The organism is Hahella chejuensis KCTC 2396, from assembly GCF_000012985.1.
Taxonomy (GTDB): Bacteria; Pseudomonadota; Gammaproteobacteria; order Pseudomonadales; family Oleiphilaceae; genus Hahella; species Hahella chejuensis.
In genome coordinates this window covers 4,122,575-4,147,498 of sequence record NC_007645.1, presented here as the reverse complement: position 1 = coordinate 4,147,498, position 24,924 = coordinate 4,122,575, and the positions used below count along the sequence as shown (strand labels likewise).

Genomic DNA, 24,924 nt, shown 5'->3' with positions numbered 1-24,924 from the left:
CATGGTCATTTTGAAGTTGATATCCCGGTTGTTGGATTACCCTACCGAGGAGTTGTATGCAAGTTCGGCGCTTGTCAGAGGCTTGGTTAAGGATGACCAGCTTCTGACAACCTTAACCCGGCGTCGTCTGGAAAATTTTGTCGACGATTTCTTCAGTCGCGACTTATTGGATTTGCAGAGTGAATACGATGGCCTGTTCGAACGCGGCCGGGCGGTATCCCTGCACCTGTTTGAGCATGTGCATGGCGAATCCCGGGATCGTGGACAGGCTATGGTCAACCTGCTGCAACAATATCGTGAGGCGGGGTTGGAAATCAGTGTGCGCGAACTGCCGGATTATCTGCCGGTCTACCTTGAGTTCGCCGCGACGCAGGGCGAACAGGCGCGAGGATGGCTGCAAGACGTGGCGCATATTCTCGCCCTGCTGGCGGCGCGTCTGGAAGAGCGCGACAGTCCCTATGCCCAGCTTGTTCATGCGCTGATCGAGCTTGCCGAGGTGGACGTGAATCTGGCGTCACTGCGCGAGCAGATCAAAGGGGAAGAACGCGACGACACCCCTGAAGCCCTGGATAAAATCTGGGAAGAAGAAGCGGTGACCTTTACACAGGACAGCGCGATGAACAGTTGCGGCGACGCACGCTATCGGCCGTCGGCCGGGCAGCGTAAAGACGACGTCATGCCTGTGCAGTTACTGGACCCTGCGGCGATGGCCGAGCGCCAGTCCAATCTGGGTTGAGGAGAAATATCATGAACTATATCAATACACTTCTGTTTTCCGTTTATCCCTATATCGCGCTGGCGGTATTCTTCCTCGGCAGTCTGATCCGCTATGACAGGGATCAGTACACCTGGAAGACCAGCTCCAGCCAGATTTTTGAAAGCCGTCAGTTGCGCATAGGCAGCATGCTGTTTCATATCGGCGTCATCGCTATCCTGGCGGGGCATTTTGTCGGTCTGCTCACTCCCAAAGCGGTGTGGCATGTACTGGGTATTTCAGCCAGCTTTAAACAAGCGATGGCGATGGGAATTGGCGGGTTGTTCGGCCTTATCTGCTTCGTCGGACTGGTTATTCTGATCAAACGCCGTCTGACCAATCCGCGGGTGCGGGCCAACTCCAGCAAAATGGATATAGCGATCTTGCTGCTGCTTTTCGCGCAATTGATTCTGGGGCTGCTCAGTATCTTCGTCTCCGCTGGTCATATGGACGGCGCCGAGATGCTCAAGCTGATGACCTGGGCGCAATCTCTGGTGACCTTCAATGCGACGGAGGCTGCGGCGGCGATTAGTGGCGTACATGTGATCTATAAGCTGCACATCTTTCTGGGTATGACCCTGTTCCTGCTGTTTCCGTTCAGCCGGTTGGTGCATGTATGGAGCGTGCCGGTGCGCTACTTCACCCGCAACTATCAAGTCGTTCGGGCGAGATAAACGCCTTTTAAGCCACATCCGCCCCGAGTCTTTCTTCAATAAGGAAGAAAAGGCGAGGGGCGGAATGAAAGCGGTCAGTGAGGATAATCATGAGCACAGATATCAGTGTAAACGGCGTTGCCATCTCTGAGACGGCGATGTTTCAGGAAATGCAGTATTTCCCTTCTGAAAGCCAGGAAGACGCTTTGAACCAGGCGGCTCGCGCCTTGATCGTCAGCGAACTGCTGCGCCAACGCGCGCAGGCGCTGGAGATGGAAACAGAAGGGCTGTCACAGGATGAAGTCATTGATCTGCTGCTGCAACGCGAAGCCCCTGTCCGCGAGCCCACAGCGGAGGAATGCGAGCGGTTCTATCGCGGCCACCCGGAACAGTTCTCCTCATCTCCTTTGGTGGAGGCCAATCATATACTGCTGGCGGCGGCCCCTGACGACGTCAAGGAGCGCTCATTAAAACTGGAGCAGGCCAAGGCGCTGATCGAACGGCTGCAATCGAATCCTGAACAGTTCGCTTCTCTGGCGCAGAAGTTTTCCGCCTGCCCCTCCAAAGATCAGGGCGGCTCATTGGGACAACTGTCCCGGGGGCAAACCGTCGCCGAGTTCGAAGCGGCGGTGTTTCGTCATGAGTATGGCTTGATACCCAGTCCTGTGGAGAGTCGCTATGGCGTTCATGTGGTATGGGTGAAGCGCAACATTCCCGGCGAGCTGGCGCCATACTCTTACGTTGAGGAAAAACTGCGCAGTTATTTGAAGGAGCTGGCGGAGCGCCGGGCGATTGTGGATTATTTGCACAGGCTGGTGGAGGCGGCGGAAATTCATGGTTACCGCTTTGCGCAGGACGGATCTCCACTGTTGCAGTAGTATTTCCTATTTTAATACAAAGGGTTATGTATCCATCTCGCAGGTGGCGCCGGCCCTGATGCAGCGGGGCCCGCCACAATAAATTATCCGTAAGCAATTAAACGCTCGTTTAGCGATTAAATTAAGGTATAATTGCGACCCCGTGGCCAGGTACGTTTGGCTTTTCGGGTTCTCTTCCAATATCGGGGCGACAGGAACCATAGCCTCCGACAGAGCAGAAAAGCAAACGCTTCTCGCCAGGGGCGGTCTCACTTATCTTTGACCTTTCGCCCAAATCCTCCATAATCGGCGGCGGTTTAATGCTTGTCACCAGATTTTGATTTTCTTGCAAAGGCGCGATTGTAATGACTGTAAAAAAGGCGGATGTGCTGCTAGTCGGCGGCGGTGTTATGAGCACGACCCTTGGGACGATGCTGATGCAGTTGGACCCATCCTTAAATATCGTCATGGTGGAAAGACTCGATCATGTCGCCCACGAAAGCACATATGGCTGGAATAACGCAGGCACAGGCCACGCTGGGTACTGTGAGCTGAACTACACCCCGGAAACCGGCGACGGCGACATTGAAATCACCCGTGCGCTGGCCATTAACGCTTCTTTCGAAGTTTCGCTGCAGTTCTGGAGTTATCTGGTGGAGCGCGGCGGATTGCCCAGCCCTGATGAATTCATCAACACCTGTCCGCACGAAAGCTTCGTTTGGGGCGAGTCGGACATCGCGTTTTTGCGCAAGCGTCACCAATTATTGAGCGCGCATCATCTGTTCAAAGACATGGAGTTCAGCGACGATCCCCGCACGTTGCAGGATTGGATGCCGCTGGTCATGGAACATCGCGATCCGATGCAGAAAGTAGCGGCGACGCGCGTTCGCTACGGCTCCGATGTCGACTTCGGCTCTCTGACGCGCAACATGGTGGAGCATCTGCAAAAGAACGCCAACTTTGAATTGCTGCTGAGCCATCCGGTCAAGAGCCTGAAACAAACGTCGGACGGGCGCTGGAACGTACAACTGTCCGACAGTCGCAATGGCGGAAGCAAAACCATCGACGCTGGATTCGTCTTTCTGGGCGCCGGCGGCGGCGCGCTGCCCTTGCTGCAGAAATCCGGCATCGCGGAAGGAGACGGCTATGGCGGTTTCCCGGTCAGCGGTCAGTGGCTGGTGTGCAAGAAGCCGGATATCGTCAAACGTCATTACGCCAAAGTGTATGGTAAAGCGGCCATCGGCGCGCCGCCCATGTCTGTGCCGCATTTGGACACCCGCATCATCAACGGCGAACCTGCGCTGCTGTTCGGACCTTACGCCGGTTTCACCACCAAGTTCCTGAAAACAGGCTCGTCTTTCGATCTGTTCGGCTCCATCCGCGCCAATAACTTTGGTCCGATCATGTCTGTGGGCATCAATAACATGGACTTGACCCGTTACCTGATCAAAGAGGCGATGCAGTCGCATTCAGACCGGGTGAAGTCGTTGCTGAACTACTTCCCTGAAGCGAAAGAAGACGACTGGACGCTGGCGGAAGCCGGACAGCGCGTGCAGATTATCAAGCGGGACGCGCAGGGCCGCGGTAAGCTGGAGTTCGGCACTGAGCTGGTGGCTTCCAAAGACGGTACGCTGGCGGCGCTGTTGGGCGCTTCTCCTGGCGCATCCGTGGCGGTGAAGGCGATGGTCGACGTGATCGAACGTTGCTTCAAAGACCGTTTAAGCAGCGCAGACTGGACGGCCAAGTTGAAGGAGATGATTCCTTCCTACGGCGAGTCGCTGGTGGATAACGCCGAGTTGCTACACAGTGTGCGTTCCAGAACGCTGTCTGTACTGGGTCTGGATAAAAAGCGTTTATAATGGCTGTTGCGCGGTAAGCAGAAGCGCCGCCGAAACAGTTCCAAACAGTTCCAAGATGAAAGGGTCGCCGCAGCGGCCTTTTTTTATGGGCGTATTTCAGGCATGAAAAAGCCGCCCAGGAGGGAGAACGGGCGGCTTAAGTAGTCGTATAAAGAGACGTTATTGATTCACGCTTGCCTGGGATTGCGCGGCGAGACTTTTCAGATAGGCCGCATTCTCCAGCTTGTCGTTTTCCTCTGCATAGGTCAACGCGGTGTCGCCGAGGCCGTCCGCCAGCGCAGGATCGGCGCCTGCTTTAACTAGCAGCTCTAGCATAGCCGTATCCGCGTGTTGAGCAGCGTGCATTAATGGGCTGCGCAGCGTGCGGGCGATGTTGTAGCGGCAGTCATATTGTATTTCCGGCCCGGACTTGTAGCGATGATTAACCTCTGCGCCTGCGTCGAGCAAGCTCTGTGCTGACTTCGGCAGATTGAACTGAATCGCGTAGTACAAGGCAGTCTTACCAAAACCATTCTGATAGTTCACATCCGCCCCTTTGTTAAGCAGCAGACGGATATAGTCCGGGTTGCGCACTGCGAAGAACAGGGGGGGCTCATCGCCCTGATTGACGTCTTTAACCGACTCCAGCAGGGCTTCGACGACGTCCGTCGATAGCCCCAGTCCCAAGGCGGCGTTCAGTGCTTGCAGACGGGCGCTTTGGTCGGCGTCGGTGATAAGCTTTCGAACTGTGTCCAACGTTGGCGGTTCGTCGTTGAACATCAACGTCGCCAGCGGCGCGACGGTGTGATCCTGGTGGCTGGGATACGCCCCCGCCGCTCGTTGCAGGAACAAGTCCACACCCGCTTGTGCGGCGGCGTGCGCTTTGGCGTCGTCCATACCGAAGCGGCTGGCGTAGTGAGCGGCCAGGTCGGTCTCCGCCTGCTGCATGACTTGCAGGTATTCGTGGTAATAGGGCAGGTTGTAGATGCTTTCCAGGGACCAGTAGCGGAGATAGTCCAGCGTCGCTGCGCGATAGCGCGCTCTGTTTTTTGCATCAATGCGGGCCAGGTTCAGTTCCGGCGCGAAGCCTGCCTCAAGCAGTTGAAAGTGGTAATAACGCCATTGGACGTAAACAATCGTACCCGTGCATGCGTATGAGCCTTGTTCGCTGCGGAATGTATCGCTCAATGCCTTCAAGTTCTGCAGGAACGGTAGTTCAGCCAAACTCTGCGGACACTGATAGTCCACTTCCAGCGGACTGCTTCTACCTGAGCCAAGATCCGGGGCTTCTGAAAATACGCGCGCTGGCTGCATGCTCATTTCCTCGCAGGTCAGCTTGCCATCTTCGTAAGGTCCCAGGGTAAGAGTAAAAGGCAGTTTTTTGCCCGAGTGGGTCCAATATCCCTTGATATCATTGGGAATGACGGCGCCTGCGTTGTCGCTGTGGTCAGCAACGACGGTGGTGGAAAAGCTGCCGTCAAAGTTCTCTTCGTCTTTGTCTTTTGGCGCGCTGGTTTCGAGATGAATGTTCGAGCCCTGAATGCCCCCATGCAGTTCGATGGCGGTTTGGTAGCGGTCATAAAAGTAGTCGCCTTTTATGGAACCGTTTTCTTCAATCGACAGCGTCATGGTGATCGGGTATTGATCGATGAGGCCGTAATATTTGCTCTCGGCCGCCAACGCCGAAGACGCTGCGCCTGCGATAAGCAAGGCGGACGGCGTAAGACGGGCGAACCGCGTCAGGGAGTTCGGCTTGCGACGGAGTCGCGCGCGTAAGGGGTGATTTGGGGATGTTTTGTTCACAACTACTGTCCTGGTGTTGTAACCGACTGCGGATTTCGCCGCTTCACACGGCGCTCCAGTTTTTCCGCAATAAATAAAAATGTGGGACCCGGATCATAAACCCTAAATGGGCTTTTATGCAGTAAATTTTCGTAATTTCATTAAGTTAGTGGTTATTTACGGCATTCTGGCAGCGTATTTTTTTATTGCTGACGGCGTCAAGGGGAAAGATTGCGGATGAGGGGAGAGAGGCGGGCTGAATAAAAAAGGGAGCGGCATGAAGCGCTCCCCCGTTGGCTGTTCATTTCAACCGATGCGTATTAGGGCATGACGAATTCGAAAGAGCCCAAATCGCAGTTCTCAACGCCGTCGCCATTGCCGTCTTTAGGACGCACTACACGGCGCTGGTCAGTTCTGGCGCAGAGACCCATGCCTGCATCGATCGCCGGGCTGGTTTCACGCAGACGGTGGGTTTTGGTCAGGCCGGTGTTATCCATCAATGGATAGAGCACTTCGGTGAACACGTCTTCGCTGGCCACTTCCATGTCCGCCTTACAGTTGCCCGCGCCCGCGCCGGTCATCAGACCTTTGTTGCGATAGGAGACGCCATAGTCCGCACAATCGGAGAAGCCGCTGTTGTCGAGCAGGCGGTTGCCGACCATCAGGCTGTTGCGCACATTGACGTCGCCGTAGTTATAGAAGCCGTGACCGGTGTTATCCGCCAGGGTAACGTGTACGACTTTCATGGTCGCGACGCCTTGCAGAGTCGGATTGGTGACGCCGTTCACCAGGGTTGCGCCGTTTTCGCCCAGAGCAATGTTGCCGCTCAGGGTGCTGTTGCTCAGCCACAGGTCGGCGGCGTCATCGTTCAGGAACGCAGAGCCGGTGGAATCAGCGACGTTATTGGCGAAAGTGGTGCGGGAAATATCCGCCACGCCGCGGTTATAGACAGCGCCGCCAGCGCCAGTCAGGCTTTCGTTCTCGGAAGAGTTATTTTCGAAAGTGGTCTCACGCACGAACAGTGAGCCGGTGTTGTAGATAGCGCCGCCGTGCGCCTCATCGCCTTGCGCGCGGTTGTCGTCAAGGATGGACTGATAGATATCGAGCATGCCTTCGTTGGAGATGCCGCCGCCATTGCCGGGGTTCAGCTCGCCTTTGGTGACGTTGCCGGTGATGCGCATTTGACGCAGCATCAATTCGCCGTAATTTTCGATGCCGCCGCCGTAGTCGCGCACATTGCCGTTGCGAATGGTGAAGCCGCGCAGCTCCACTTTCACTTCTTTCAACACCTCGATCGCGCGATCCAAGCCGTCTGCGTCGAGGATGCTGATGTCGATGCCCTGACCTTCGATAACCAGATCGTCCAGAATGTCCAGGTCACCGTTCAGGTTCTCGTCTTCTTCATCCATCGTATTGTCAGCGGGGATGGATAACTTGTAGACGCCGGCGTCCAGGATAATTTTATCCGGACCTGCATTTTCGTTAGCCAGCTGGATGGCTTCGCGCAGAGAACAATCGCTGTCGCATACGCCGTCGTAGCCGTCGGTGAATTTGGTGACTTGGAAGCTGGTTGCGCCTGCTGGAGCAGCAACGATGAGAGCGCCGAGGGTGAGTGAAGAGGTTAGCCGGGAGTAGCTTTTCGCTAATTTGTTATTCATGTCATTCCTTCCTTAGTTTTGATGTTGGCGTGGTTAGATACCCCTTTAACCACGCGGGCGTAAATATACTGGTTTAAAAAACAAAAGAGTAGGCAAAATGACTTAGGACAAACCGCTATATAAATCCTCTAGTTAGCGATTTTTAGCGGAAACTTGATTTGAATGCGCTTTTTCGTTTTTGATGCATACTTAATTCATTCCCTTGCAATGTTTTCTTAATGGCGGAGCAAACGAAAATGGCGAAGGCGCTGCTGCTGTTGATCGCTCTCGCCGCTCTATTGGGCGGTAAAGTGGCGGCCGCCGCGGACCTTGTTGAACTAAAGGCCGCGGCTGATCCCTGGCCTCCTTTTATCGACCCCGAACATCCACATGGCGGCGTTTCCGTTGAAATCGCCAACGCCGCTTTCGCCACCCAGGGCTACAAGGTAAAACAGCTTATCGTTCCCTGGGCGCGGGCGGTGGAAGGGACCCGGCGCGGAACTTTCGATCTGATTCTGGACGCCTGGTGGAGTCAGGAGCGCATCGACTTGTTCGCGTACAGTAACCCCTACCTGACCAATGAAGTGAAGTTCATCAAGCTGAAGGGCGACCTGTTCGAGTTCAAGGGCCTTGAAAGTCTGCGCGGCAGAGTGATCGGCGTGGTGCGAGGGTATGCCTACAATGACGCTTTTATGGAAGCCGATTATTTTACCCGTCTGGAAGTCACTCAGTTTATGCAGAGCGTTCTGATGCTGTCGCAACGGCGCATCAACCTGACCCTGGAAGATGAACTGGTGGCCCGCTACCGCATCCAGCGGGAGGAGCCTGCGCTATTGCCGATGCTGGAGTTCGTGGAGCCGCCCCTGAGCGCGAACAAGCTGTACGTTATCAGCGGCATGAAGAACCCCCGTCACCGGCAGTACATCGACGCCTTCAACCGAGGCTTGGCCATTATCAAGGAGAACGGTGAGTTTGACCGCATCCTGAAAGAGAATGGTCTGGTGGATGGCGAGCACGTTCAGGAAGGTCCCTGACAGGAAAACAAAATCAGCACCAGCATAAGTATCAGCGCCCAGAATCCTGACAGCATTTGCCAGAACATCACCGGGCTGCGGTCTTCCATTTCCAGAGGATTGTCTTGCAGGAACGCCGGATTAGGGTTTTGCAGATCTTGCAGCAACGCGTCCATGGTCTGATAACGCTGGTCCAAATCGAACGCCACGCCTTTTTGCAGCGCCCGATCAAACCAAAGTGGAATCACCGGGTTGAACTGCATGGCGGAGCGATAACGCAGGCGGTCATAATCAAAGCGGGAGCGGCATTCGTTGATTTGGTCGCCGTAGGGCAGTTCGCCTGTGAACATTTCGTAGGCGATGGTCGCCAGGGCATACAGATCTCCGCGCGCGCCGGTATTTTGTCCCAGCAGATACAGCGGATCGGAGTAAGAGGCGGTGCCCAGAGCGGCGATATGCTCCAGGGGGCGGAAGACCTCGGCGACGCCGGCAACGTAGACGGAGCCGAAGTCGATGATGGTCGCCCGATTGTCCGGGCTGACGATGATATTGGCCGGTTTTAAGTCTTGATGAATAGTGTCCTGGCTATGCAGTGCGCTCAATCCGTCTGCGACCTGTGCGATCAGTGCAAAGGCGGTTTTGGGCTTGGGAAATGGGTGGTCTTTGATCCACTGCTGGAGGGTGACGCCTTCCACGTGCTCCATCAAATAATAAAGGCAGGTGCGCGCCTGCGGCTGCTCGATAATGCGCACCACATGCGGATTGTCGATGCGTTTGCCGATCCATTCCTCCTGTATGAAGCGATCGATATAGCTGACGTCCCCCAGATAATTTCGTGACGGCGTTTTCATCACCCAGCGCTCGCCGCTGTCCTGATCTCTCACCAAGTAGAGCTGACTGCGTGAGGAAGCGAAAATCTCTTCTTCGACGACAAGTCCATCCAGCGCCATTCCAGGCTCCAGCTCCGGGGGGAAGGGCAGGCGGGTCAGCTGGTTGCTGTAATCCTCCAGCGTGGTCTCAGGCAAATCATCCACCGCCAGCACAATAGCGCTGAGATTGTCATTGCTCCCGGCTTGTAGCGACTGTTGCAGCAGCTCATCCACCGCTTCCTGCGCGGTAGGCGCATGGTCCACGATGTGTTTGATCGTTTCGTCGTCCAGAAAGTCATGCACGCCGTCGGAAGTGAGGATCAGGATGTCGCCTACTTCCAGCGGCGTTTTGCTGTAATCAATGGGCAGATTGTTATCCATGCCCACCGCTCGGGCGAGCATCTTTCTTCCGCCGCCCAAGCTGACGATATGGTCCCGGGTCAGGCGGGTCAGTTCGCCATGACGCAACAGATAAATGCGGCTGTCGCCGACGTGGAAAATATGCGCGGTGCGGGATTTGAGAATCAATGCGGAAAACGTGCAGAGATAGCCCTTGGCCTCATGTACGAATTCCTGGCTTTTACGATATAGCCTGAGATTGAGGGAGGAGAGTATTTTCTGGCCCGCGTGACTCACCGCCCAGGTGTCCGGCGTCTTTAGATAGTCGGCGATGAACAGATCTACCGCCGTAGCGCTGGCTTCCTTGCCGGCTTCCGCGGAGCTGACCCCGTCCGCCAGCGCGGCGACGACGCCTTTATTGAGCAAGCGTCGCTCCTGTGATGGGGCGCACACCGCCACCGCGTCTTCATTGAGGTCTTTGACGCCGGCGGCGGTGATAGAGCTGTGGTGGACGATCAGAGGCATGATTGGCTCTTGACGGCTCAGCTCACATCGATCATATGCACGCTGCCGTCAGGCATGACTTCCGCGATCTGGCCGCTGGGCTCATCCAGGAACCAACAGGCGACGAACACCACCGCCGCAGAGACTGCGATCACCTGGAAGAAGGTGCTGTAATCGACGAATGACAATACAGTCAGGTAGGCCACTCCGCCCACGTTGCCGTATGCGCCGGCCATGCCTGCGATTTGTCCGGTCATGCGACGTTTGACCAGAGGCACGATGGCGAACACGGCGCCTTCGCCTGCTTGGACGAAGAAAGAGCAGCACATGGTGGCGGCCACGGCGAGAGGCAGCCACCAGCCCCCGTCAATCATGCTGAGCACGAAGTAGCCTCCGGCCAGTCCGCCGATCAGCAACATCATGCTTTTGCGACGCCCGATCTTGTCACTGAAATGCCCCCCGGTGGGACGCGCCACCAGGTTCATGAAGGCGAAACCGGAGGCGAGCAGGCCGGCTTTGACTGGGTCCAGGCCATCAAAGGTTTCCAGGAAGAACAGCGGCAACATGGACACGACCGCCAGTTCTGAACCGAAGGTCACGAAGTAAGCCAGATCCAGTAAAGCCACTTGTTTGAACTTATAGTGCTCATACTCAGGCGCGCCGTGAGTCAGGTTTTCTTTGTTGACCTTCCAGATCTGGCTGGTCTGGAACAGGAACAGTATCACCAGGGCGATCCACAGAATGTACATGGTGTTGTCGGTGAGCAGGGCGACGCCAGCGGGAGACAGCTTCCAGGCCAACACGGCCAGGGCCAGATACATCGGCACGTTCATCACCAGGTAGAAGATAAAGTCGCCTTTGCTGGTGACTTCCAGGCCGCCTGATTTTTTCGGTTTGAAGTAAGTAGAGCCTTTGGGTGTGTTGCGGGCCACTTTGTAGTAAATGATGCCGTAGAGAAAAGTGAGTACGCCGGTCAGGCCCAGGGCGTAGCGCCAGCCGTCATCGCCGCCGAACAGCAGGGCGAGGGTGGGCAGTGTCATGGCGCCGGCGGCGGAACCGAAGTTGCCCCAGCCGCCGTAAATGCCTTCGGCGATGCCGACTTGCTTGGCCGGAAACCATTCACCCACCATGCGGATGCCTATGACGAAGCCTGCGCCGACGAAGCCGAGCAGGAAACGGAACAAGGCCAGAGACTCATAAGTGTCGGCCATGGCGAAGCCGGCGCAGACAAAAGAAGAGGAGATCAGCAAGCCGCTATACACTAAACGTGGACCGTATTTGTCGACCAGAATGCCGATCAGTATCCGCGCCGGAATCGTCAGCGCGACGTTGAGAATCAGCAGGGCTTTGATCTGCTGGCTGCTCAGATCCATCGCCTCCTTGATGAACACCATCAAAGGCGCATGGCTGAACCACACTACAAAGGTTAAAAAGAACGCAAACCACGTGATGTGGAGCGTCTTTATCTTGCCGTCGCTGAAGTTGAATAAATTGAGTTTGCTGTCAGTACTCATACATCTCCCCTTCACATAGGGTTGGAAAGGACATGGGAAAGCATTGGCTTTCGTTAGGGACCATGGATGACTGCAATATTTCACCTGTGCGGTCTAATCGAATTGATCAGTATCAAATTGCTTCAGCGGCTGGTTCGGTCGCGGTAAAGGGCCATACCTCGAAAGGGGTAGCCAATGCGAGGCCTTTGATTATGGAGTTTGTGGGGGATGCAGGCAGGGACTGCCTACAAATAGGTAGCTAAACGCCAGTGTGCCGGGAGGCATGGTTTATTTGGGTAAGAAGGGTCTTCTTGGCGTGTTTACCCAGTATTCTTGCAACTAAAGGCCGATAACGAGTCGGCGCAAACTGCTGCATGGGGAAATCGCCAATGCTCTATACCGAAAAACTGGGACAACGCGCGCTCGCCGCGGCGACGGTGGCGTTCGCCGCCAACTTTTCGGTATGGACGCTGTATGCTGTGCTGGGGTTGCGCATTCAAGAGCAGCTTGACCTCAGCATCCTCCAGTTTGGTCTGTTGCTGGCGGCGCCGATGTTCAGCGGCGCGCTGCTGCGTTTTCCCGCCGGCATGCTGAGCGAAGTGATGTCTTGTCGGAAGTTGTTTATCTGGCAGATGGCGTTGTTGCCCCCGGCGCTGTTTATATTGCCGTGGATCAGCAGCTATCGAGGATATCTGCTGGCGGGATTATGGCTGGGCGTCTCCGGCGTATCATTTACGATTGGCATTCGCTACGTTACCGCCTGGTTTGAAAGCCGCAGCCAGGGCTTCGCCATGGGCGTGTTCGGCGCCGGTAACGCCGGCGCGGCGGTGACCCTGGCGCTGGCCCCGGTTATCGAGCGGGTATGGAGCGCTGAGTTTATCGGACCCGCCTATGGCCTGGGGATGCTGGTCACGCTGGTGCTGTTCTGGGCGCTGGCGCCGGAGGACACCCGTTACATGCAGGCCCGGCGGCGGGCGGATCTGGCGTATCATCTACAACCACTGAAAGACCCCCAGGTGTGGCGCTTCAGCTTGTATTACTACTTCGTATTCGGCAGTTTCCTGGCGTTATTGATGTGGTTACCGCACTACTACGTCAATGCCTATGGGCTGTCATTACAGAACGCCATGCTGCTGACGCTGCTGTTTGTCACCACATCCAGTATGGTGCGGGCGTTAGGAGGCTGGTTTGCGGACCGGTATGGAGGCAGGGCGGTAAACTGGAGCGTATTCTGGATTTGCCTGGTGTGCCTGTTCTTTTTGAGTTATCCACCGACCAGCATGACTATTCACGGCGTCGATTGGGATGTGCAGTTGGAAATCCGCGTCAATGTGTGGGTGTTCACCTTGTTGATGCTGGTTATTGGCGTGGCGCAAGGCTTCGGGCGCGCCTCGGTGTACAAAATCATCCATGACTATTTCCCCGATCATATGGGCAGCGTCGGCGGAACCGTCGCCACACTCGGCGCCGCCGGCGGCTTCACCTTACCTATCGCCTTCGCCCTGGCGGTAGAAGCGTTGGGGGTCCACTCCGCCAGCTTCATGGTGCTCTACGGCGTACTGGCCGCCTGCATGGTGGCCATGTACGCCGCCATCCGCAATGAACGCAGCCGGCGGCGGTTGCGGGAGGCAAGGGAGCATAACTTTTTGTTGGATGATTGAGATCGGAGGGAATTGAACTGCAAATTTGCGGTATTCTTGGAGGGTTGAGTGAACGCGTGGATTGCTAGCCCTGCTCGGGATGTCTGGTTACAGGGGGGGGGGCGAACTGGGCTTAATAGAATTTGGGACGCCAAACCCAGGCGAGTATGAATAGCCTTATGTAGACAGTCGAGATGAAGATTGATCGCCCCGGAAGAGATTACGATGGGTTTGATGTACTACAGTTTCTTGAATTACTTGAATCAAAGAAAGACACGAAATTTAATGAAATTCGCACAATTATTCAGCAATTTAAGGTTTAACAAAGCGCCCACAGGGAGAAACTGCGCTGCAATTCGACGTTGGGCGCGCTGTGTATGAATCTAAAGCAAGTATGTGAAACACTTTTAGACAACGCTGATATGCGTATTGACTTGAGCGCCTTCCCAAAAGTTACCCTGGATATACTGGTTTATGGAACCATGGACGATAAGTATTGGAAGGCTGTTTTTGAATGTGGTCAGGTCGTTTACATGGAGGCGGAGCTTGACGATGACTCATCGAGCAATGATTTATTTGTAGTCCTGGAAACCCGTGTGAAAGAAACAACAAAAAGTAAAGTAACGCCTTCAGTTCAGCATAGAATGAATGACCTACAAGATGAAGACCCTGTATGGGAAGTGCATCTGTATGGCGGTATGTCGCTCACACTGATTACGACAAAATTTGACTGGAAGCTCGTAGAGCTAGCTGAAAGTGAGTACGAAATGGCTTGTGCCTGATGAGTCGGAGCATGAGAGTTTTGTAAATGAAAATATATGAATTATATCTCAATAATATGCACGATGTGACTGATCTCAGGGATCGTATTATTCGCGCTAATAGAGAAAACCGGAATGAGGCGAGCAATTCGCTTAATTTGGAGAGCTGCTCCCTAGGCTGATGGCGAAAAGCCCTTTGGTATCGAATATGAATGAGTATATGAAAAGAGGGAGTTTGGTTGGCTGCATGTTGCAAAGTATTTCGCTATCTATTAATAAGCACGTGTACGAAATTGCGCAATGTATGCAGTGATTTATAGCGCTACGTTATAGGCGTACATCCTGGTTTCAGTGTTGGTTGTATGGATTTTAGGTGTTATGAAATTAGCTGCGGAAAAGGATTATGATAGTGGTATATTGTATGTTTCATTAAGTTTTATTTCGATCAATATGCATTTGTTAATTTTGATTATGTATAACAAGTTTAGGTGGCACTGCACGATTTGTGTGCTGCCCCTTGCCAATTTCAAAAACTACTGGTGGCGCGAATGCAGACATGGGATAAAAATATCTCCCCCGTTGGCTGGTATATAGGAACATATATGGCTCGGTTTATCGAAGTCGATGATGAGCGTAACAATGATCTGGACGCACAATTTGAAACGTGGGAAAACACAGTGATAGTCAAGGCTTCGACATTAGAGGAAGCTTTCGAAAAAGTAGAGAAAATTGGTATCGAGCACGCAGAACCATATAAAGGTGGTGAAACTGGCGTTACTGTACAGTGGGAGTACCTTGGGATAATCGACCTTTTGCCTATATATGAGGAGCTTGAAGATGGTTCAGAAATCATGTGGGCGCCAAAGCATCCAAAGAAGCTAAGAAACCTTAAGTCAATGGTGAAAGATATTAGTGCATTAAGAGAGTAGGCGCTTAACACGGATTGTTTCATTTGGCCTTGTAGGTAGGATCATTCTATCCTTGAGAGAATTATGGAATACGTATATAAAACATTAGAAAAAGAGATTTCAGCTCTGATTGAAGAAACATTGTTGTGCGATACGGTTGAGAGAAAATCTGAGCTTACTGGTAATAAAGGTCTCCTAGAGCATGCAATTAAACTCCTCAAAAAATGTGATGAGCACGGCGTTTACGCAGGCTCAATTTTTACCAAGCTCCCCAGAAAACGATGTGATTCGCCAAGTAGTGAATATAGGGTTATCGAAGACGGTGAAACGGATGATCCCCAATATTGGCGAGAAGTCACTATTGAAGGTAAGCAGTTTAATTGTGTCCGTCTTGGGGAAGGGGACGTGGTAATTGAATGCTAAGGCGCCAAGTTTAAGCGTTCTTTTTAATATCTCGCAAAAATAGTCGTTTAAAATTCGCTCAGTGAACTGAGCGTTAGACGCCAAAGGATAATTATGAGAGAGCCTCATGAATTACTGAAAGAAGTGACTGACGAGGAGAGTTTTCTTCTCTTTGTGAAATCATTGATTGCTGACCGTGAACCTCACGAAGGAAAAGTTGCCGACGGGGCTGATTCCACAGACGGTTGGGCAAGTAACTCCATCAGCGGCTTTTTGAAAGGAGCAGTGGCTTGGGCTGAAGATAGTGATTTTGGGAATTGTCAGGACCCAGAGCTGAAAGAGAACTCATGGAAACAATTCGCGGTGTTTCTGTACTGCGGGAAAGTCTATGAGTAAACAGTTATCAACAAGTGGTGCTCATAAATTGCTGCTTCGCTTCGTAAGTGTTCCCCATTAAGTTTTCCACCTTATGCGATATTTAAACGTTTCAGCCTTCGCCAAGAGGCTTGACAGGAATCGCTCCGCATTTCCGCCAGCTGATTTCCCCTCGAGAAAAAAATAGGTCTCAAGCCCATCTATAACTAAACCGAGCTTGATGCTCTTGTTAGGTTGATAAGAGACTTAGACCCCGAAACTCCGCGCCACAACCACTCACAAACGCACATTTTTCAAAGTTTCACACTTCATGTCCGCCCTCCGAAGCCCGATAAACAGGGTGTTTTCCAGGTTTTTTAGCGTTTAACCGGCGACATTAGTCGTACTCTTCGCCAAAAAATGGAGAGTTTTATCGGGTTGACGCCTGCATAGCATCAACTAGCTCCATTTTGCGTCTGTCAGCGAAATTGCAATAAACACGTATATACAGCAAAATTCACGACCTGCCTAAAGCCTGTTTTCGTCCTTCGATCAGCGACTTGAATTCGGTGTCATTTTCATGGGGAACCCGGACTCGGCGCGCAGGTTGGCTCTGTGTACAAATCTAATGCAGAAATCATAAAACTCAGGTGATTAACTGGACTATTCATTCAATCTTTCGAGACTCCAATATAAAAATAAAAGAGGGTTGAGATGTTGGATTTCCTGACTCAATTGATATGGGGTAAGGTGCTTGTCGCCGTCCTTATCGCGCTGGGGTTGTTGCTCACCATCACCTCGCGCTTCGTACAGTTCCGCTATTTCGGTCGGATGTTTCGTCTCGTCCGTCGTTCGATGAAGGAATCTCAGGATCAGATCAACTCATTTCAGGCGTTATCCCTGACACTCGCCGGTCGAGTGGGGGCGGGCAATATTGCGGGCGTCGCCATTGCTATCGCTTTGGGAGGTCCGGGCGCCGTGTTCTGGATGTGGCTGATTGGTTTGATCGGCATGGGCCTGAGCTTTTTTGAATGCTCTCTGGCGCAGCTGTTCAAGCGCAGAGATTCTGATGGCAGCTTCCGCGGCGGTCCCGCCTATTACATTCATCGTGGTCTGGGCCTCAAATGGCTCGCCGTTCTGTTTTCCGTATTGCTGCTCGTGACTTTCGGCTTTGCCTTTAATGCTTTGCAGGCGCATACCGTCGCGTCCACGCTTAAACATACCTTTGGCATCGCCACGCCGATTACCGGTTCTGTTCTGGTGGTGTTTATTGGACTGATTATTTTTGGCGGCGTGCGTCGCATCGCCGAGGTGGCGGAAGTCATCGTGCCTATTATGGTGCTGGCGTATTTTGGCATTGGACTCTATGTCATCGGCATGAATTATCATGCAGCGCCGGCGACCTTCCTGTTGATCTTCAAGAGCGCGTTTGCGCTGGAGCCTGCATTTTCCGGATTGATCGGCACCGCCATCATGATGGGCGTGAAACAGGGTATGTTCTCCAATGAGGCGGGTCTGGGCAGCGCGCCTAACGTATCCGCCGCGGCCAAAGTAGGGCACCCGGCGGATCAAGGTATCGTGCAGGCGTTCAGCGTGTTTATGGATACCATGGTGCTGTGCACCTGCACCGCGATGATCATCCTGATGTCTAACTCTCTGGATCTGGGCGGCGTTTTGAACGGCGTTGAGTTGACCCAATTGGCGCTGGCCAAGCAGATGGGAGAGTTAGGCCGTGGACTAATCAGTCTGGCGCTGATGTTGTTCGCCTTCACCTCCATTATTTATAACTACTATCTGGGGGAAAACAGTCTCAGATATCTGAATTCCTCCAATGAGAAAGCCGTCGTCGTATACCGCATGTTTACGCTTGGTCTGGTGATGTGGGGAGCGTTGCAGAACCTGGCTGCGGTGTTTGCGTTCGCCGACATTACCATGGGTCTGCTGGCGCTGGTGAATCTGGTGGCGTTGTTTATGTTGCTGAAAGTGGGGCTGCGCCTGCTGCGTGACTACGACGAGCAGATTCAATCCGGGGTGAAGAGTCCGGTATTCGATCCAGACAAGTTCGCTGACCTGGATATTGATCATTCCGCCTGGGTGCGCTCCACGCGAGACGAGAGCGAAGAGCAGAATGAAGAGCTTTCTGTGTCGCCAAGAGTAGGCGCTCCGGTTATTCCCAGCTAAAATTAGCGGTTATATCAATATATTAAGAACCGTTTTTGATCGTATCGGCGGCGCCATCTGTAGAATTATGGCGCTGGTGAGCGGCGAACGGAAACCGCTAGGAATCACATGACCGAGGACTTCTGCAGCAATCTGAAGTTGCTGTGCAGCCACTATAAATCCACCGCCGAAGTCTGTCGGCGCATGGAAATCCACCGCGCCCAATTCAACAAATACCTGAACGGAACCAGTCAGCCCTCGCGCTTCGTTTTGCGCAAAATCTGCGATTTCTTTGGCGTGGAGCCCCACGAGTTGGATCTTCCTCATGACCGCTTTATGCAAGTGGCTCAATCCCGGGCTAATAGCGACAGAGACGCGCGTGCGCCAGACAAGCCCTATGCAGAGAAACTGGAGCGTTTGCAGCAGCAATCGGAAGGGCGATTGGATAAGTATCTGGGCTATTACTACGAATATCACTTTTCCATGACCTTTCCTGATCAGATTATTCGTAGCCTGTTACAGATCGACATGAGCGGAAACGACTACTATTTCCGCCGCTTGGAGCGCATGCGTCCGCCCAACAAGGAAGAGAAATACAAGTCCCGCTATGAAGGAACGGCCATGTTTCTCTCCGAGCGTATCTTTCTGGTGGGATATGAAACTCTGACTCACAACGAGATTGCGCAGACGATTCTTTACCCAACCTATAAGAGCCGGGTGAGTTACCTGTCTGGCCTCAAGCTAGGCGTTTCCGCCAGTGATCGGCGTGAACCCGTGTGCGTGAAGGTGGTGCTGGAATACCTGGGGCGCTCCATCCGTAATCGAGAAGCGTTACAGAAATGCGGTCTATTCAATCCAGCGACGGACGCTGTAGCGCGGCATATCAAAGAGAAAATCTCCGACGCCACCGGGTATCGCGGCGCCAGTTTATTGGCGACGCCACTTTAATCGATGCTGTCGCGGCAAGGGCTATGAGAGGACTACTAACAAGAGGACTACTAATAAATAGGTACCACCAATGCCCTGGCGGCGGGCGAACGCATTTGACGGGGGTCAAGGGATCGCGAGCGGTGAGCCCTCTACAATGAGGCTGTCTGATCACTGACCGAGGTAAGCCGTTTTGAACCGCCGCACCGATCTTCCCCTGATTTATTCCTGCTCGGGCTGCTCTAACGTTGCGCAGTTGGCCAACAATGCCGCTGTGGCGATGGACCGTCGCGGGCTGGCGGAGATGTCCTGTATTTCCGGCGTTGGCGGTGGTGTGAAACCTCTGGTCAAAGTCGCCTGCAGCGGCCGTCCTATCGTCGCCGTAGACGGCTGCCTGCTTGGTTGCGTCAAGCAGTGTTTGAATAACCTGAATGTGACGCCAAAGGTCTATGTACGCCTGGATGAGCAGGGCTACCGAAAACGCTACGGCGAGGACTGCCCCGAAGGCGATCTGGAGACGGTCGTCGAACAGATTCAGACCGCCATGGCGCAAGCCGGGCTGGACTCGCAATGAACGCCTCCGCTTCTTTCAAAAATCGCCTTCGCGTCACGTCTGTGACGGATCATATGGAGGCTTCTGAGCTGAACGCACCTGTATTGCAAGACAAGTTTGGCCGACGGCTGCACTATTTGCGTCTATCTATCACAGACATCTGCAACTTCCGCTGCAATTACTGTTTGCCGGACGGCTATCAATGTAAGACGGAGGCGCTGCCCTTAACGGTGAGCGAAATTCAGACTCTCACTACCGCCTTCGCCGCTTTGGGAACCCGCAAGGTGCGCATCACGGGCGGCGAGCCGGCCATTCGTCGCGACTTACCGCAAATCATCAGCGCCTGCGCGCAAACTGAGGGCATACGCAAGGCCGCTCTGACCACCAACGGTTATAACCTGCGCAAACATATCGACGCATGGGCGCAAGCCGGGTTAAGCGCATTGAATGTGAGCGTGGACAGCCTTGATCCGCAACGGTTTCACGCCATCACCGGGCATGACCGCTTGCATGCGGTGCTTGGCGGCGTGGATCGCGCGTTGGAACTAGGGGGGCTGCAGGTCAAACTCAATTCCGTGTTGCTGCGTGATTACAATGGCGATCAACTGACGCCGTTTCTGGAATGGGTGAAGGACAAACCGGTGGCGGTGCGCTTCATTGAGTTAATGCAAACCGGCGACAACGCCGTATTTTTTCGCGCCAATCACATATCAGGTGCGGAAATCGCAGAGCGACTGGAACAGCAAGGCTGGACGCTGGTTCCCAAAGACATTGACGCCGGTCCCGCGCAGGAATACCAACACCCGGATTATCGTGGGCGCATTGGTCTGATCATGCCCTACAGCAAAGATTTCTGCGCCACCTGCAATCGGCTGCGCGTCTCCTCACAAGGCAAACTCCACCTCTGCTTGTTCGCGGAAGCCGGCGTCAATCTCCGCGACCACCTCCGCAACGGCGACGTAGTAGGAACCGTCGCCGCCATCCGCCGCGCGGTGGAAGGCAAACTGCCAGGGCACTCCCTGCATGAGGGGTTTACCGGCGCGATGTCTCATCTGGCGATGTTGGGTGGGTGAGGGCGGAGATAGATTTGTGCATGAAAGCAACTTATCATTCAGGATGAATGTGTAACAATATACCGCCAGTTTTTCTCGCTGGCGGTCAGTCGTGGCATGTGCAAATCTACTTCTCTTCCCAGGGGCTTTCAGCAGATAGCTCTCGTTTTAGTATTTTTACATCACACTTGTCGTTGACGCTAAATTCATAACTTATTTTATCAATTCGCTCTTCCTGAGCAATTGATACTGTGTAAGTGCTTGATGTGGTTAGCTTTATTTCGGTTATGCCTCCGCCTCCCGCATGAGGGTAGTTCTCACCGATGTCTTTTAGTATCACTTGCAAAACTTCTTGTGACTTTTTAGTGGGTGTATTAGCACAAAGCTTTGTATTTTCCATTGTATTCTGTCCTCCAGCGACTGCATGTGCGCAGCCAAATAATGTTGATAATGATAGCATTAGGTATGCAGTCTTCATCGACTTCCTTTGGAATGTTAGTTTCATTGGATTACTTTTTAGTGTTGTGAGGTTACTTGCGCTTTGGCTTTACAGTGATATGGACGTTTGAGGCAGCTTCTGGAAGCGTTCTTGGGTAGTGTCTTTTTCTTTTCGGAGCCCAATCAGTCGCGTTCGTCATACTACCCTTTTTGGTAAAATCAATCATTGCCCGCCTCCATGGGTTAGCATGTCGATCTCGAAGTTCCATACCTTGGCCCATGACGGAGTACTTATCCTTGTCAGCAACACCGTAACAAGGCCCGAGGTTTGTATTACCTGAAGGAGGGCAGTGCTTTTTCCCTATGTCGACATGTCCTAAGCCAAGTAGGTGGCCAATTTCATGGACGTGAGCTCGTTGCATAATAGGATTGCCTTTGCTGTCAGTGCCTTTTTGAACAGAGTTTGTGTCGAGGCTATCATACAGTTTGGAGTGAGATCCGAACCACGTTTCAGATTTATCCAGTCTAACAACTTCAATTACATGGTGAAATTTTTTTGCGGGAGAGTAGTCTTCACCATATAGTTCAAAGCGACACCAAATGTTAGGTATATATTTTGTTCCTGCGTCCACGTACTCAAACTCAGAAAAATTATTAACTAGCCAAAACTTACCATGCCAAAAATTTTTAGCTGAGTTTACAAAGTTGGTTTTCCACGAGAGCCACTCTGAGTTTGACCATTTCACAATTTTTCGAGCGGTGGCGCTTTTGTCGCCGTAGTCATTGTATGTTCCTGTTGCTGCGCCGCCGGACGGGTTGATTTGTTTGAAGCCTAAACGAAGTTGAATTGTGAGATCTGCATTGTTGTAAGCGTCACAGACGCCTGTATCTATTACAGCATCCCATGAGGATTTTTTGATCGTTTTTTTCATTTATTTGATATTCCATTATGCTGCATTGTGACAAATTATGGATAACTACTGAAGGTATATGCGAAAGCTGCCATTACTTATCTGAAAGAGCATAGTGACGAGAATATTGGCTATTCTCGGTTGACTTATTTGACAGCTAATAAGCTTCTAGAGAAACAGATTGTAAAAAGAAATGATATCGTCTTTCTTTGATAATCCTTATAGGGTATCGAATCCTATAGGGTTGGTTGGTCATCCGTCCCATGGCCAAGAGGCCTGATGTTGTGTTCGGAGCTCCGAGACTAACTTCTAGCGGCATTTCATCTATGAACGGTGCTCGATAACGTCATGCCAACAAACAGGCTTATCCGGCACGTTCGTGGGCGGGGTCAAGGGTAAGTAACCTCGCTGTGCGAATGCATAGATGGGGGCTTCTTAATTTCCTAATGTTTGCGCATGACTGAATTCAGGCCGCCTTTATTCATGGGGAACATAGGCGGCGCCATTGCGGCGTCCCCAACGTTTTTCAGAGGTTCCGTAAAGAAACAACTACTCCGTATATTTCAAAACCAAAACTGAACTGTTGGAGATAATCCCACGAAGCATTTCCTTCATTTCGTCATCAAACTCATCGCGATAGATTTGATCCAGTGTATCGATCAGTTGTTGTATGGCGTTGTGGTCGAGCGGTTTGGTTTTCAGGAATGCGAGGTAGGAGGCGCCGAGTCCCATCAGTTGGTATCCGAAATGGTCGTCCAGGTGTTTGGCGAGCACTACGTTTTCAAATGGATTCAGGTCGCAGGTGAAGTAGCCGTTGGGAAAGGCGAAGATCGTTTCGTGGCTGGCGGTGACTGGGACTTTTAGCAAGTAGGTTTCTGCGTCGAGGATGGATAACGGGTCTGCATTGACGTCTTCGATGTCTTCGGGGGCGTCTTCATTCAGGCTGACGCCTCTGGCGATGACGTCGGCGAGGGTGTGCTCTTTGAGTTTGGCTTCCATGTTGCGTCGGCGAATCGGAAACTCGTCTTTGTGGCTCAGGTAGCCTTTGTGCTCGCCGTCTTCGAAGCATTCCGGCGGTAGTTTTGATAAATCAAAGTCATCCGTATTGTCCAGGTCATGAGACTGTGTCGAGTGCATGGCGGTGTAGCAGGCTTGTCCGAGGTCATCCAACGTCAGCAGAAAGCGGCAATCGGGATGGCTGGCCGCCAACTCGCGGTAAGCAACGAGCAATTCTTCGAAGCTGTTGATTTCGGTGATGTGGTAGCGGTCGCAAAGGAAGTCTTCGCTAGGGGTGTCGATGTATTCCAAGTTCATGTTTTTCACCTTCTATATGCTGGGCGCCTACACAGATCTTGTAAGCGCTAAAGTCACAAATGAGGGGTAAGTTATCAGCTCTAAAACCCCTGATAAATCTCTGGCTTCCAAACCTGCATCAGGATGTCTGGATTCTCCACTTGGGTGAAACCAAACTGGGAGTAGAGGTCGTGGGCGTCTCGCGTCGCCAGCATCATACGTCTCAACCCCTGCAGGTCGGGGTGGTCCATGATCTGGGTCATCAGGAGTTTGCTCAAGCCTTTGCCGCGGTGGGCATCGAGAATAAAAACGTCCGCCAGATAAGCAAAAGTGGCTTTGTCAGTGATCAGACGGGCGAAGCCAACCTGTTTGTCTTCCGGATCAAAAACGCCGAAGCAGAGAGAATTGGCGATGGCTTTGCCCATAAGCTCTTTGGGAATGCCGCTGGCCCAATAACTGGTGGAGATAAAGCCGTGGATGACGTCCAAATCCATCTCATCCAAGTTCGTACTGATTCTGTAGCCCTGCATGTGCGCTCCTTGAGCGATTTATCGACTGACGTTGTTCGTTAAAAATGGGCTACTGAAATGTATCAGTAGAAACGTCTTTTCGGAAGAAGGCTGTTGTGTGCGGTGAGATTCGGCTGGATGGGATTTTAGGTTTCGACTGACAGTCTGTAATAAAGGCGTTAGGAAAGAAGAGAACGCCCCGCCAGTTTCTTGAACGGAAGCGGGCGGGGCGTGAGAACGGCTAGTACCTTGAGCCCGCAGTCGAGCCCATTGGCAGTTTGGCGTTAATCAGATCCACGTCTTCCGCATCCAGTTGCAGGGATGCGGCGGCGAGATTTTCCTGTAAGCGGCTCAGGCGGCTGCTGCCGGGGATGGGAATGATGTCTTCGCCCTGGCGCAGCAGCCAGGCCAGTGCGATTTGTGCGGCGGTGGCGTTATGGCGCTGGGCGATGGCGGCCAATACATCCACAAACTTCTTGTTGGCCTCAATGGCTTCTTCGCTGAAACGGGGATTGTTGCGGCGCCAGTCTTCTTCGCTGAGCGCGTTGCCTGTCGCGATTTTTCCGGTCAGGAAGCCGCGTCCGAGAGGGCTGTAAGGCACGAGCGCCACGCCTAATTCCCGGCAGGCGGGCAGAGCGTCTGTTTCCGGTTCGCGGCTCCATAACGAATACTCGTTTTGTACGGCGGCGATCGGGTGCACGGCGTGAGCGCGGCGGATTTGCTCTCCGGTCGCCTCACTGACGCCCAGATGACGCACTTTGCCTTCTTTGACGAGTTCCGCCATGGCGCCAAGGGTGTCTTCCAGCGGCGTTTCCGGGTCGATGCGGTGGTAGTAGTAAAGGTCGATGACATCTACTCCCAATCTGCGCAGGCTGTCTTCACAGCATTGGCGTACATATTCCGGACGCCCGTTGATCCCACGAGTCTGAGTGGCTTCATCCCAAGTGATGCCGAACTTGGTGGCGATAACGGCCTGTTCACGCACCGGCTTCAGCGCCCGACCTACAAGCAGTTCATTGCGACCTGCGGCGTAGAAGTCCGAGGTGTCGAAGAAGTTCATGCCCATTTCCAGCGCCTGGCGTAGAAAGCTTTCGGACTCCTTTTCGTCATGCGCGCCAGTGCCGTCAAACGGGCGGTAGAAGGCGTTCAGTCCCATACATCCCAATCCCAGACGGGAAACAAACAAGTTACTGGAGCCTAACTGGACCTTGCCTAATCGTGATGAATCGTTCATATCTGTCTCCCTGTGCGGTATTTCACTTATGAGTGGGGCGTCG

23 protein-coding genes are annotated in these 24,924 nt (G+C 53.0%); 14 read left to right on the top strand and 9 right to left on the bottom strand.

Annotated features, from left to right (window positions below; translation table 11 throughout):
- Position 1: 1 nt before the first annotated feature.
- From narJ to mqo, 4 genes are all read left to right on the top strand, one after another.
- Positions 2-736: a nitrate reductase molybdenum cofactor assembly chaperone gene (gene narJ, locus HCH_RS17895; RefSeq protein ID WP_011397793.1), complete on the top strand. Its 735-nt coding sequence runs from the start codon at positions 2-4 to the stop codon at positions 734-736.
- 11 nt (positions 737-747) lie between these two features.
- On the top strand, positions 748-1,428 hold the full coding sequence (gene narI, locus HCH_RS17890) for a respiratory nitrate reductase subunit gamma (protein ID WP_011397792.1): 681 nt from the start codon (positions 748-750) through the stop codon (positions 1,426-1,428).
- An 89-nt stretch (positions 1,429-1,517) separates the two neighbouring features.
- Positions 1,518-2,285, top strand: coding sequence for a peptidylprolyl isomerase (locus HCH_RS17885; protein ID WP_011397791.1), 768 nt, complete (start codon positions 1,518-1,520; stop codon positions 2,283-2,285).
- A gap of 344 nt (positions 2,286-2,629) precedes the next feature.
- On the top strand, positions 2,630-4,123 hold the full coding sequence (gene mqo / locus HCH_RS17880; protein WP_011397790.1) for a malate dehydrogenase (quinone): 1,494 nt from the start codon (positions 2,630-2,632) through the stop codon (positions 4,121-4,123).
- A gap of 159 nt (positions 4,124-4,282) precedes the next feature.
- On the opposite strand, the gene HCH_RS17875 is transcribed toward mqo, so the two are convergent.
- Positions 4,283-5,905, bottom strand: a complete 1,623-nt coding sequence (locus tag HCH_RS17875; protein WP_011397789.1) for an ankyrin repeat domain-containing protein — start codon at positions 5,903-5,905, stop codon at positions 4,283-4,285.
- 299 nt (positions 5,906-6,204) lie between these two features.
- Positions 6,205-7,542 carry a CSLREA domain-containing protein gene (locus HCH_RS17870; RefSeq protein WP_011397787.1) on the bottom strand — a complete coding sequence of 446 codons (1,338 nt, stop codon included), beginning with the start codon at positions 7,540-7,542 and terminating at the stop codon, positions 6,205-6,207.
- 236 nt (positions 7,543-7,778) lie between these two features.
- Between HCH_RS17870 and HCH_RS17865 the strand changes: the two genes are divergently transcribed.
- Positions 7,779-8,555 carry a substrate-binding periplasmic protein gene (locus HCH_RS17865; RefSeq protein ID WP_011397786.1) on the top strand — a complete coding sequence of 259 codons (777 nt, stop codon included), beginning with the start codon at positions 7,779-7,781 and terminating at the stop codon, positions 8,553-8,555.
- Here the strand turns inward: HCH_RS17865 and HCH_RS17860 are convergent.
- Both HCH_RS17860 and HCH_RS17855 read right to left on the bottom strand, forming a co-directional pair.
- Positions 8,540-10,267 carry a bifunctional protein-serine/threonine kinase/phosphatase gene (locus HCH_RS17860; RefSeq protein WP_011397785.1) on the bottom strand — a complete coding sequence of 576 codons (1,728 nt, stop codon included), beginning with the start codon at positions 10,265-10,267 and terminating at the stop codon, positions 8,540-8,542. The two genes, HCH_RS17865 and HCH_RS17860, sit on opposite strands and share 16 nt — an antisense overlap.
- A gap of 17 nt (positions 10,268-10,284) precedes the next feature.
- A complete protein-coding gene (locus HCH_RS17855) occupies positions 10,285-11,760 on the bottom strand; it encodes a NarK family nitrate/nitrite MFS transporter (RefSeq protein WP_011397784.1) in 1,476 nt (491 codons plus the stop codon).
- Positions 11,761-12,128: 368 nt separating this feature from the next.
- Here HCH_RS17855 and HCH_RS17850 point away from each other — a divergent pair, with 368 nt between their 5' ends.
- The 9 genes from HCH_RS17850 (at position 12,129) to moaA (ending at position 20,517) form a co-directional block, all read left to right on the top strand.
- Complete coding sequence (locus tag HCH_RS17850; protein WP_011397783.1) at positions 12,129-13,400, top strand: MFS transporter; 1,272 nt, start codon at positions 12,129-12,131, stop codon at positions 13,398-13,400.
- Positions 13,401-13,756: 356 nt separating this feature from the next.
- Positions 13,757-14,161: a hypothetical protein gene (locus HCH_RS17845; RefSeq protein WP_011397781.1), complete on the top strand. Its 405-nt coding sequence runs from the start codon at positions 13,757-13,759 to the stop codon at positions 14,159-14,161.
- Between the two features lie 527 nt (positions 14,162-14,688).
- Positions 14,689-15,069: a DUF4288 domain-containing protein gene (locus HCH_RS17840; RefSeq protein ID WP_041598768.1), complete on the top strand. Its 381-nt coding sequence runs from the start codon at positions 14,689-14,691 to the stop codon at positions 15,067-15,069.
- Positions 15,070-15,132: 63 nt separating this feature from the next.
- Positions 15,133-15,471 carry a hypothetical protein gene (locus HCH_RS17835; RefSeq protein ID WP_011397778.1) on the top strand — a complete coding sequence of 113 codons (339 nt, stop codon included), beginning with the start codon at positions 15,133-15,135 and terminating at the stop codon, positions 15,469-15,471.
- A 93-nt stretch (positions 15,472-15,564) separates the two neighbouring features.
- Complete coding sequence (locus HCH_RS17830; RefSeq protein ID WP_011397777.1) at positions 15,565-15,846, top strand: DUF7660 family protein; 282 nt, start codon at positions 15,565-15,567, stop codon at positions 15,844-15,846.
- A gap of 672 nt (positions 15,847-16,518) precedes the next feature.
- Positions 16,519-17,985: an alanine/glycine:cation symporter family protein gene (locus HCH_RS17825; protein ID WP_011397776.1), complete on the top strand. Its 1,467-nt coding sequence runs from the start codon at positions 16,519-16,521 to the stop codon at positions 17,983-17,985.
- 108 nt (positions 17,986-18,093) lie between these two features.
- Positions 18,094-18,912: a helix-turn-helix domain-containing protein gene (locus HCH_RS17820; protein WP_011397775.1), complete on the top strand. Its 819-nt coding sequence runs from the start codon at positions 18,094-18,096 to the stop codon at positions 18,910-18,912.
- 172 nt (positions 18,913-19,084) lie between these two features.
- Complete coding sequence (locus HCH_RS17815) at positions 19,085-19,465, top strand: putative zinc-binding protein (protein ID WP_011397774.1); 381 nt, start codon at positions 19,085-19,087, stop codon at positions 19,463-19,465.
- 53 nt (positions 19,466-19,518) lie between these two features.
- A complete protein-coding gene (moaA, locus tag HCH_RS17810) occupies positions 19,519-20,517 on the top strand; it encodes a GTP 3',8-cyclase MoaA (RefSeq protein WP_041599693.1) in 999 nt (332 codons plus the stop codon).
- A gap of 106 nt (positions 20,518-20,623) precedes the next feature.
- Here moaA and HCH_RS17805 read toward each other — a convergent pair whose 3' ends face one another.
- From HCH_RS17805 to HCH_RS17785, 5 genes are all read right to left on the bottom strand, one after another.
- Positions 20,624-20,974, bottom strand: coding sequence for a hypothetical protein (locus tag HCH_RS17805; protein ID WP_148212610.1), 351 nt, complete (start codon positions 20,972-20,974; stop codon positions 20,624-20,626).
- 52 nt (positions 20,975-21,026) lie between these two features.
- Positions 21,027-21,866 (bottom strand): hypothetical protein, encoded by an 840-nt coding sequence (locus HCH_RS17800; protein ID WP_011397772.1) that lies wholly within the window; start codon positions 21,864-21,866, stop codon positions 21,027-21,029.
- A gap of 528 nt (positions 21,867-22,394) precedes the next feature.
- The gene (locus HCH_RS17795; RefSeq protein WP_011397771.1) at positions 22,395-23,159 is read right to left on the bottom strand and encodes a hypothetical protein; all 765 of its coding nucleotides are present in this window, start codon (positions 23,157-23,159) and stop codon (positions 22,395-22,397) included.
- An 80-nt stretch (positions 23,160-23,239) separates the two neighbouring features.
- Positions 23,240-23,668 carry a GNAT family N-acetyltransferase gene (locus tag HCH_RS17790; protein ID WP_011397770.1) on the bottom strand — a complete coding sequence of 143 codons (429 nt, stop codon included), beginning with the start codon at positions 23,666-23,668 and terminating at the stop codon, positions 23,240-23,242.
- A gap of 220 nt (positions 23,669-23,888) precedes the next feature.
- Positions 23,889-24,881, bottom strand: coding sequence for an aldo/keto reductase (locus tag HCH_RS17785; protein WP_011397769.1), 993 nt, complete (start codon positions 24,879-24,881; stop codon positions 23,889-23,891).
- Positions 24,882-24,924 lie beyond the last annotated feature (43 nt).

Excerpts from the sequence above, each read along its gene's own strand:
- HCH_RS17795 (WP_011397771.1), bottom strand. The coding sequence starts at position 23,159 with ATGAACTTGGAATACATCGACACCCCTAGCGAAGACTTCCTTTGCGAC.
- HCH_RS17845 (WP_011397781.1), top strand. The coding sequence starts at position 13,757 with ATGAATCTAAAGCAAGTATGTGAAACACTTTTAGACAACGCTGATATG.
- HCH_RS17885 (WP_011397791.1), top strand. The coding sequence starts at position 1,518 with ATGAGCACAGATATCAGTGTAAACGGCGTTGCCATCTCTGAGACGGCG.
- HCH_RS17870 (WP_011397787.1), bottom strand. The coding sequence starts at position 7,542 with ATGAATAACAAATTAGCGAAAAGCTACTCCCGGCTAACCTCTTCACTC.
- HCH_RS17825 (WP_011397776.1), top strand. The coding sequence starts at position 16,519 with ATGTTGGATTTCCTGACTCAATTGATATGGGGTAAGGTGCTTGTCGCC.
- HCH_RS17860 (WP_011397785.1), bottom strand. The coding sequence starts at position 10,267 with ATGCCTCTGATCGTCCACCACAGCTCTATCACCGCCGCCGGCGTCAAA.
- HCH_RS17840 (WP_041598768.1), top strand. The coding sequence starts at position 14,689 with ATGCAGACATGGGATAAAAATATCTCCCCCGTTGGCTGGTATATAGGA.
- mqo (WP_011397790.1), top strand. The coding sequence starts at position 2,630 with ATGACTGTAAAAAAGGCGGATGTGCTGCTAGTCGGCGGCGGTGTTATG.
- HCH_RS17790 (WP_011397770.1), bottom strand. The coding sequence starts at position 23,668 with ATGCAGGGCTACAGAATCAGTACGAACTTGGATGAGATGGATTTGGAC.
- HCH_RS17865 (WP_011397786.1), top strand. The coding sequence starts at position 7,779 with ATGGCGAAGGCGCTGCTGCTGTTGATCGCTCTCGCCGCTCTATTGGGC.
- HCH_RS17855 (WP_011397784.1), bottom strand. The coding sequence starts at position 11,760 with ATGAGTACTGACAGCAAACTCAATTTATTCAACTTCAGCGACGGCAAG.
- HCH_RS17805 (WP_148212610.1), bottom strand. The coding sequence starts at position 20,974 with ATGAAGACTGCATACCTAATGCTATCATTATCAACATTATTTGGCTGC.
- HCH_RS17850 (WP_011397783.1), top strand. The coding sequence starts at position 12,129 with ATGCTCTATACCGAAAAACTGGGACAACGCGCGCTCGCCGCGGCGACG.
- HCH_RS17785 (WP_011397769.1), bottom strand. The coding sequence starts at position 24,881 with ATGAACGATTCATCACGATTAGGCAAGGTCCAGTTAGGCTCCAGTAAC.
- HCH_RS17800 (WP_011397772.1), bottom strand. The coding sequence starts at position 21,866 with ATGAAAAAAACGATCAAAAAATCCTCATGGGATGCTGTAATAGATACA.
- moaA (WP_041599693.1), top strand. The coding sequence starts at position 19,519 with ATGGAGGCTTCTGAGCTGAACGCACCTGTATTGCAAGACAAGTTTGGC.
- HCH_RS17835 (WP_011397778.1), top strand. The coding sequence starts at position 15,133 with ATGGAATACGTATATAAAACATTAGAAAAAGAGATTTCAGCTCTGATT.
- HCH_RS17820 (WP_011397775.1), top strand. The coding sequence starts at position 18,094 with ATGACCGAGGACTTCTGCAGCAATCTGAAGTTGCTGTGCAGCCACTAT.
- narJ (WP_011397793.1), top strand. The coding sequence starts at position 2 with ATGGTCATTTTGAAGTTGATATCCCGGTTGTTGGATTACCCTACCGAG.
- HCH_RS17830 (WP_011397777.1), top strand. The coding sequence starts at position 15,565 with ATGAGAGAGCCTCATGAATTACTGAAAGAAGTGACTGACGAGGAGAGT.
- narI (WP_011397792.1), top strand. The coding sequence starts at position 748 with ATGAACTATATCAATACACTTCTGTTTTCCGTTTATCCCTATATCGCG.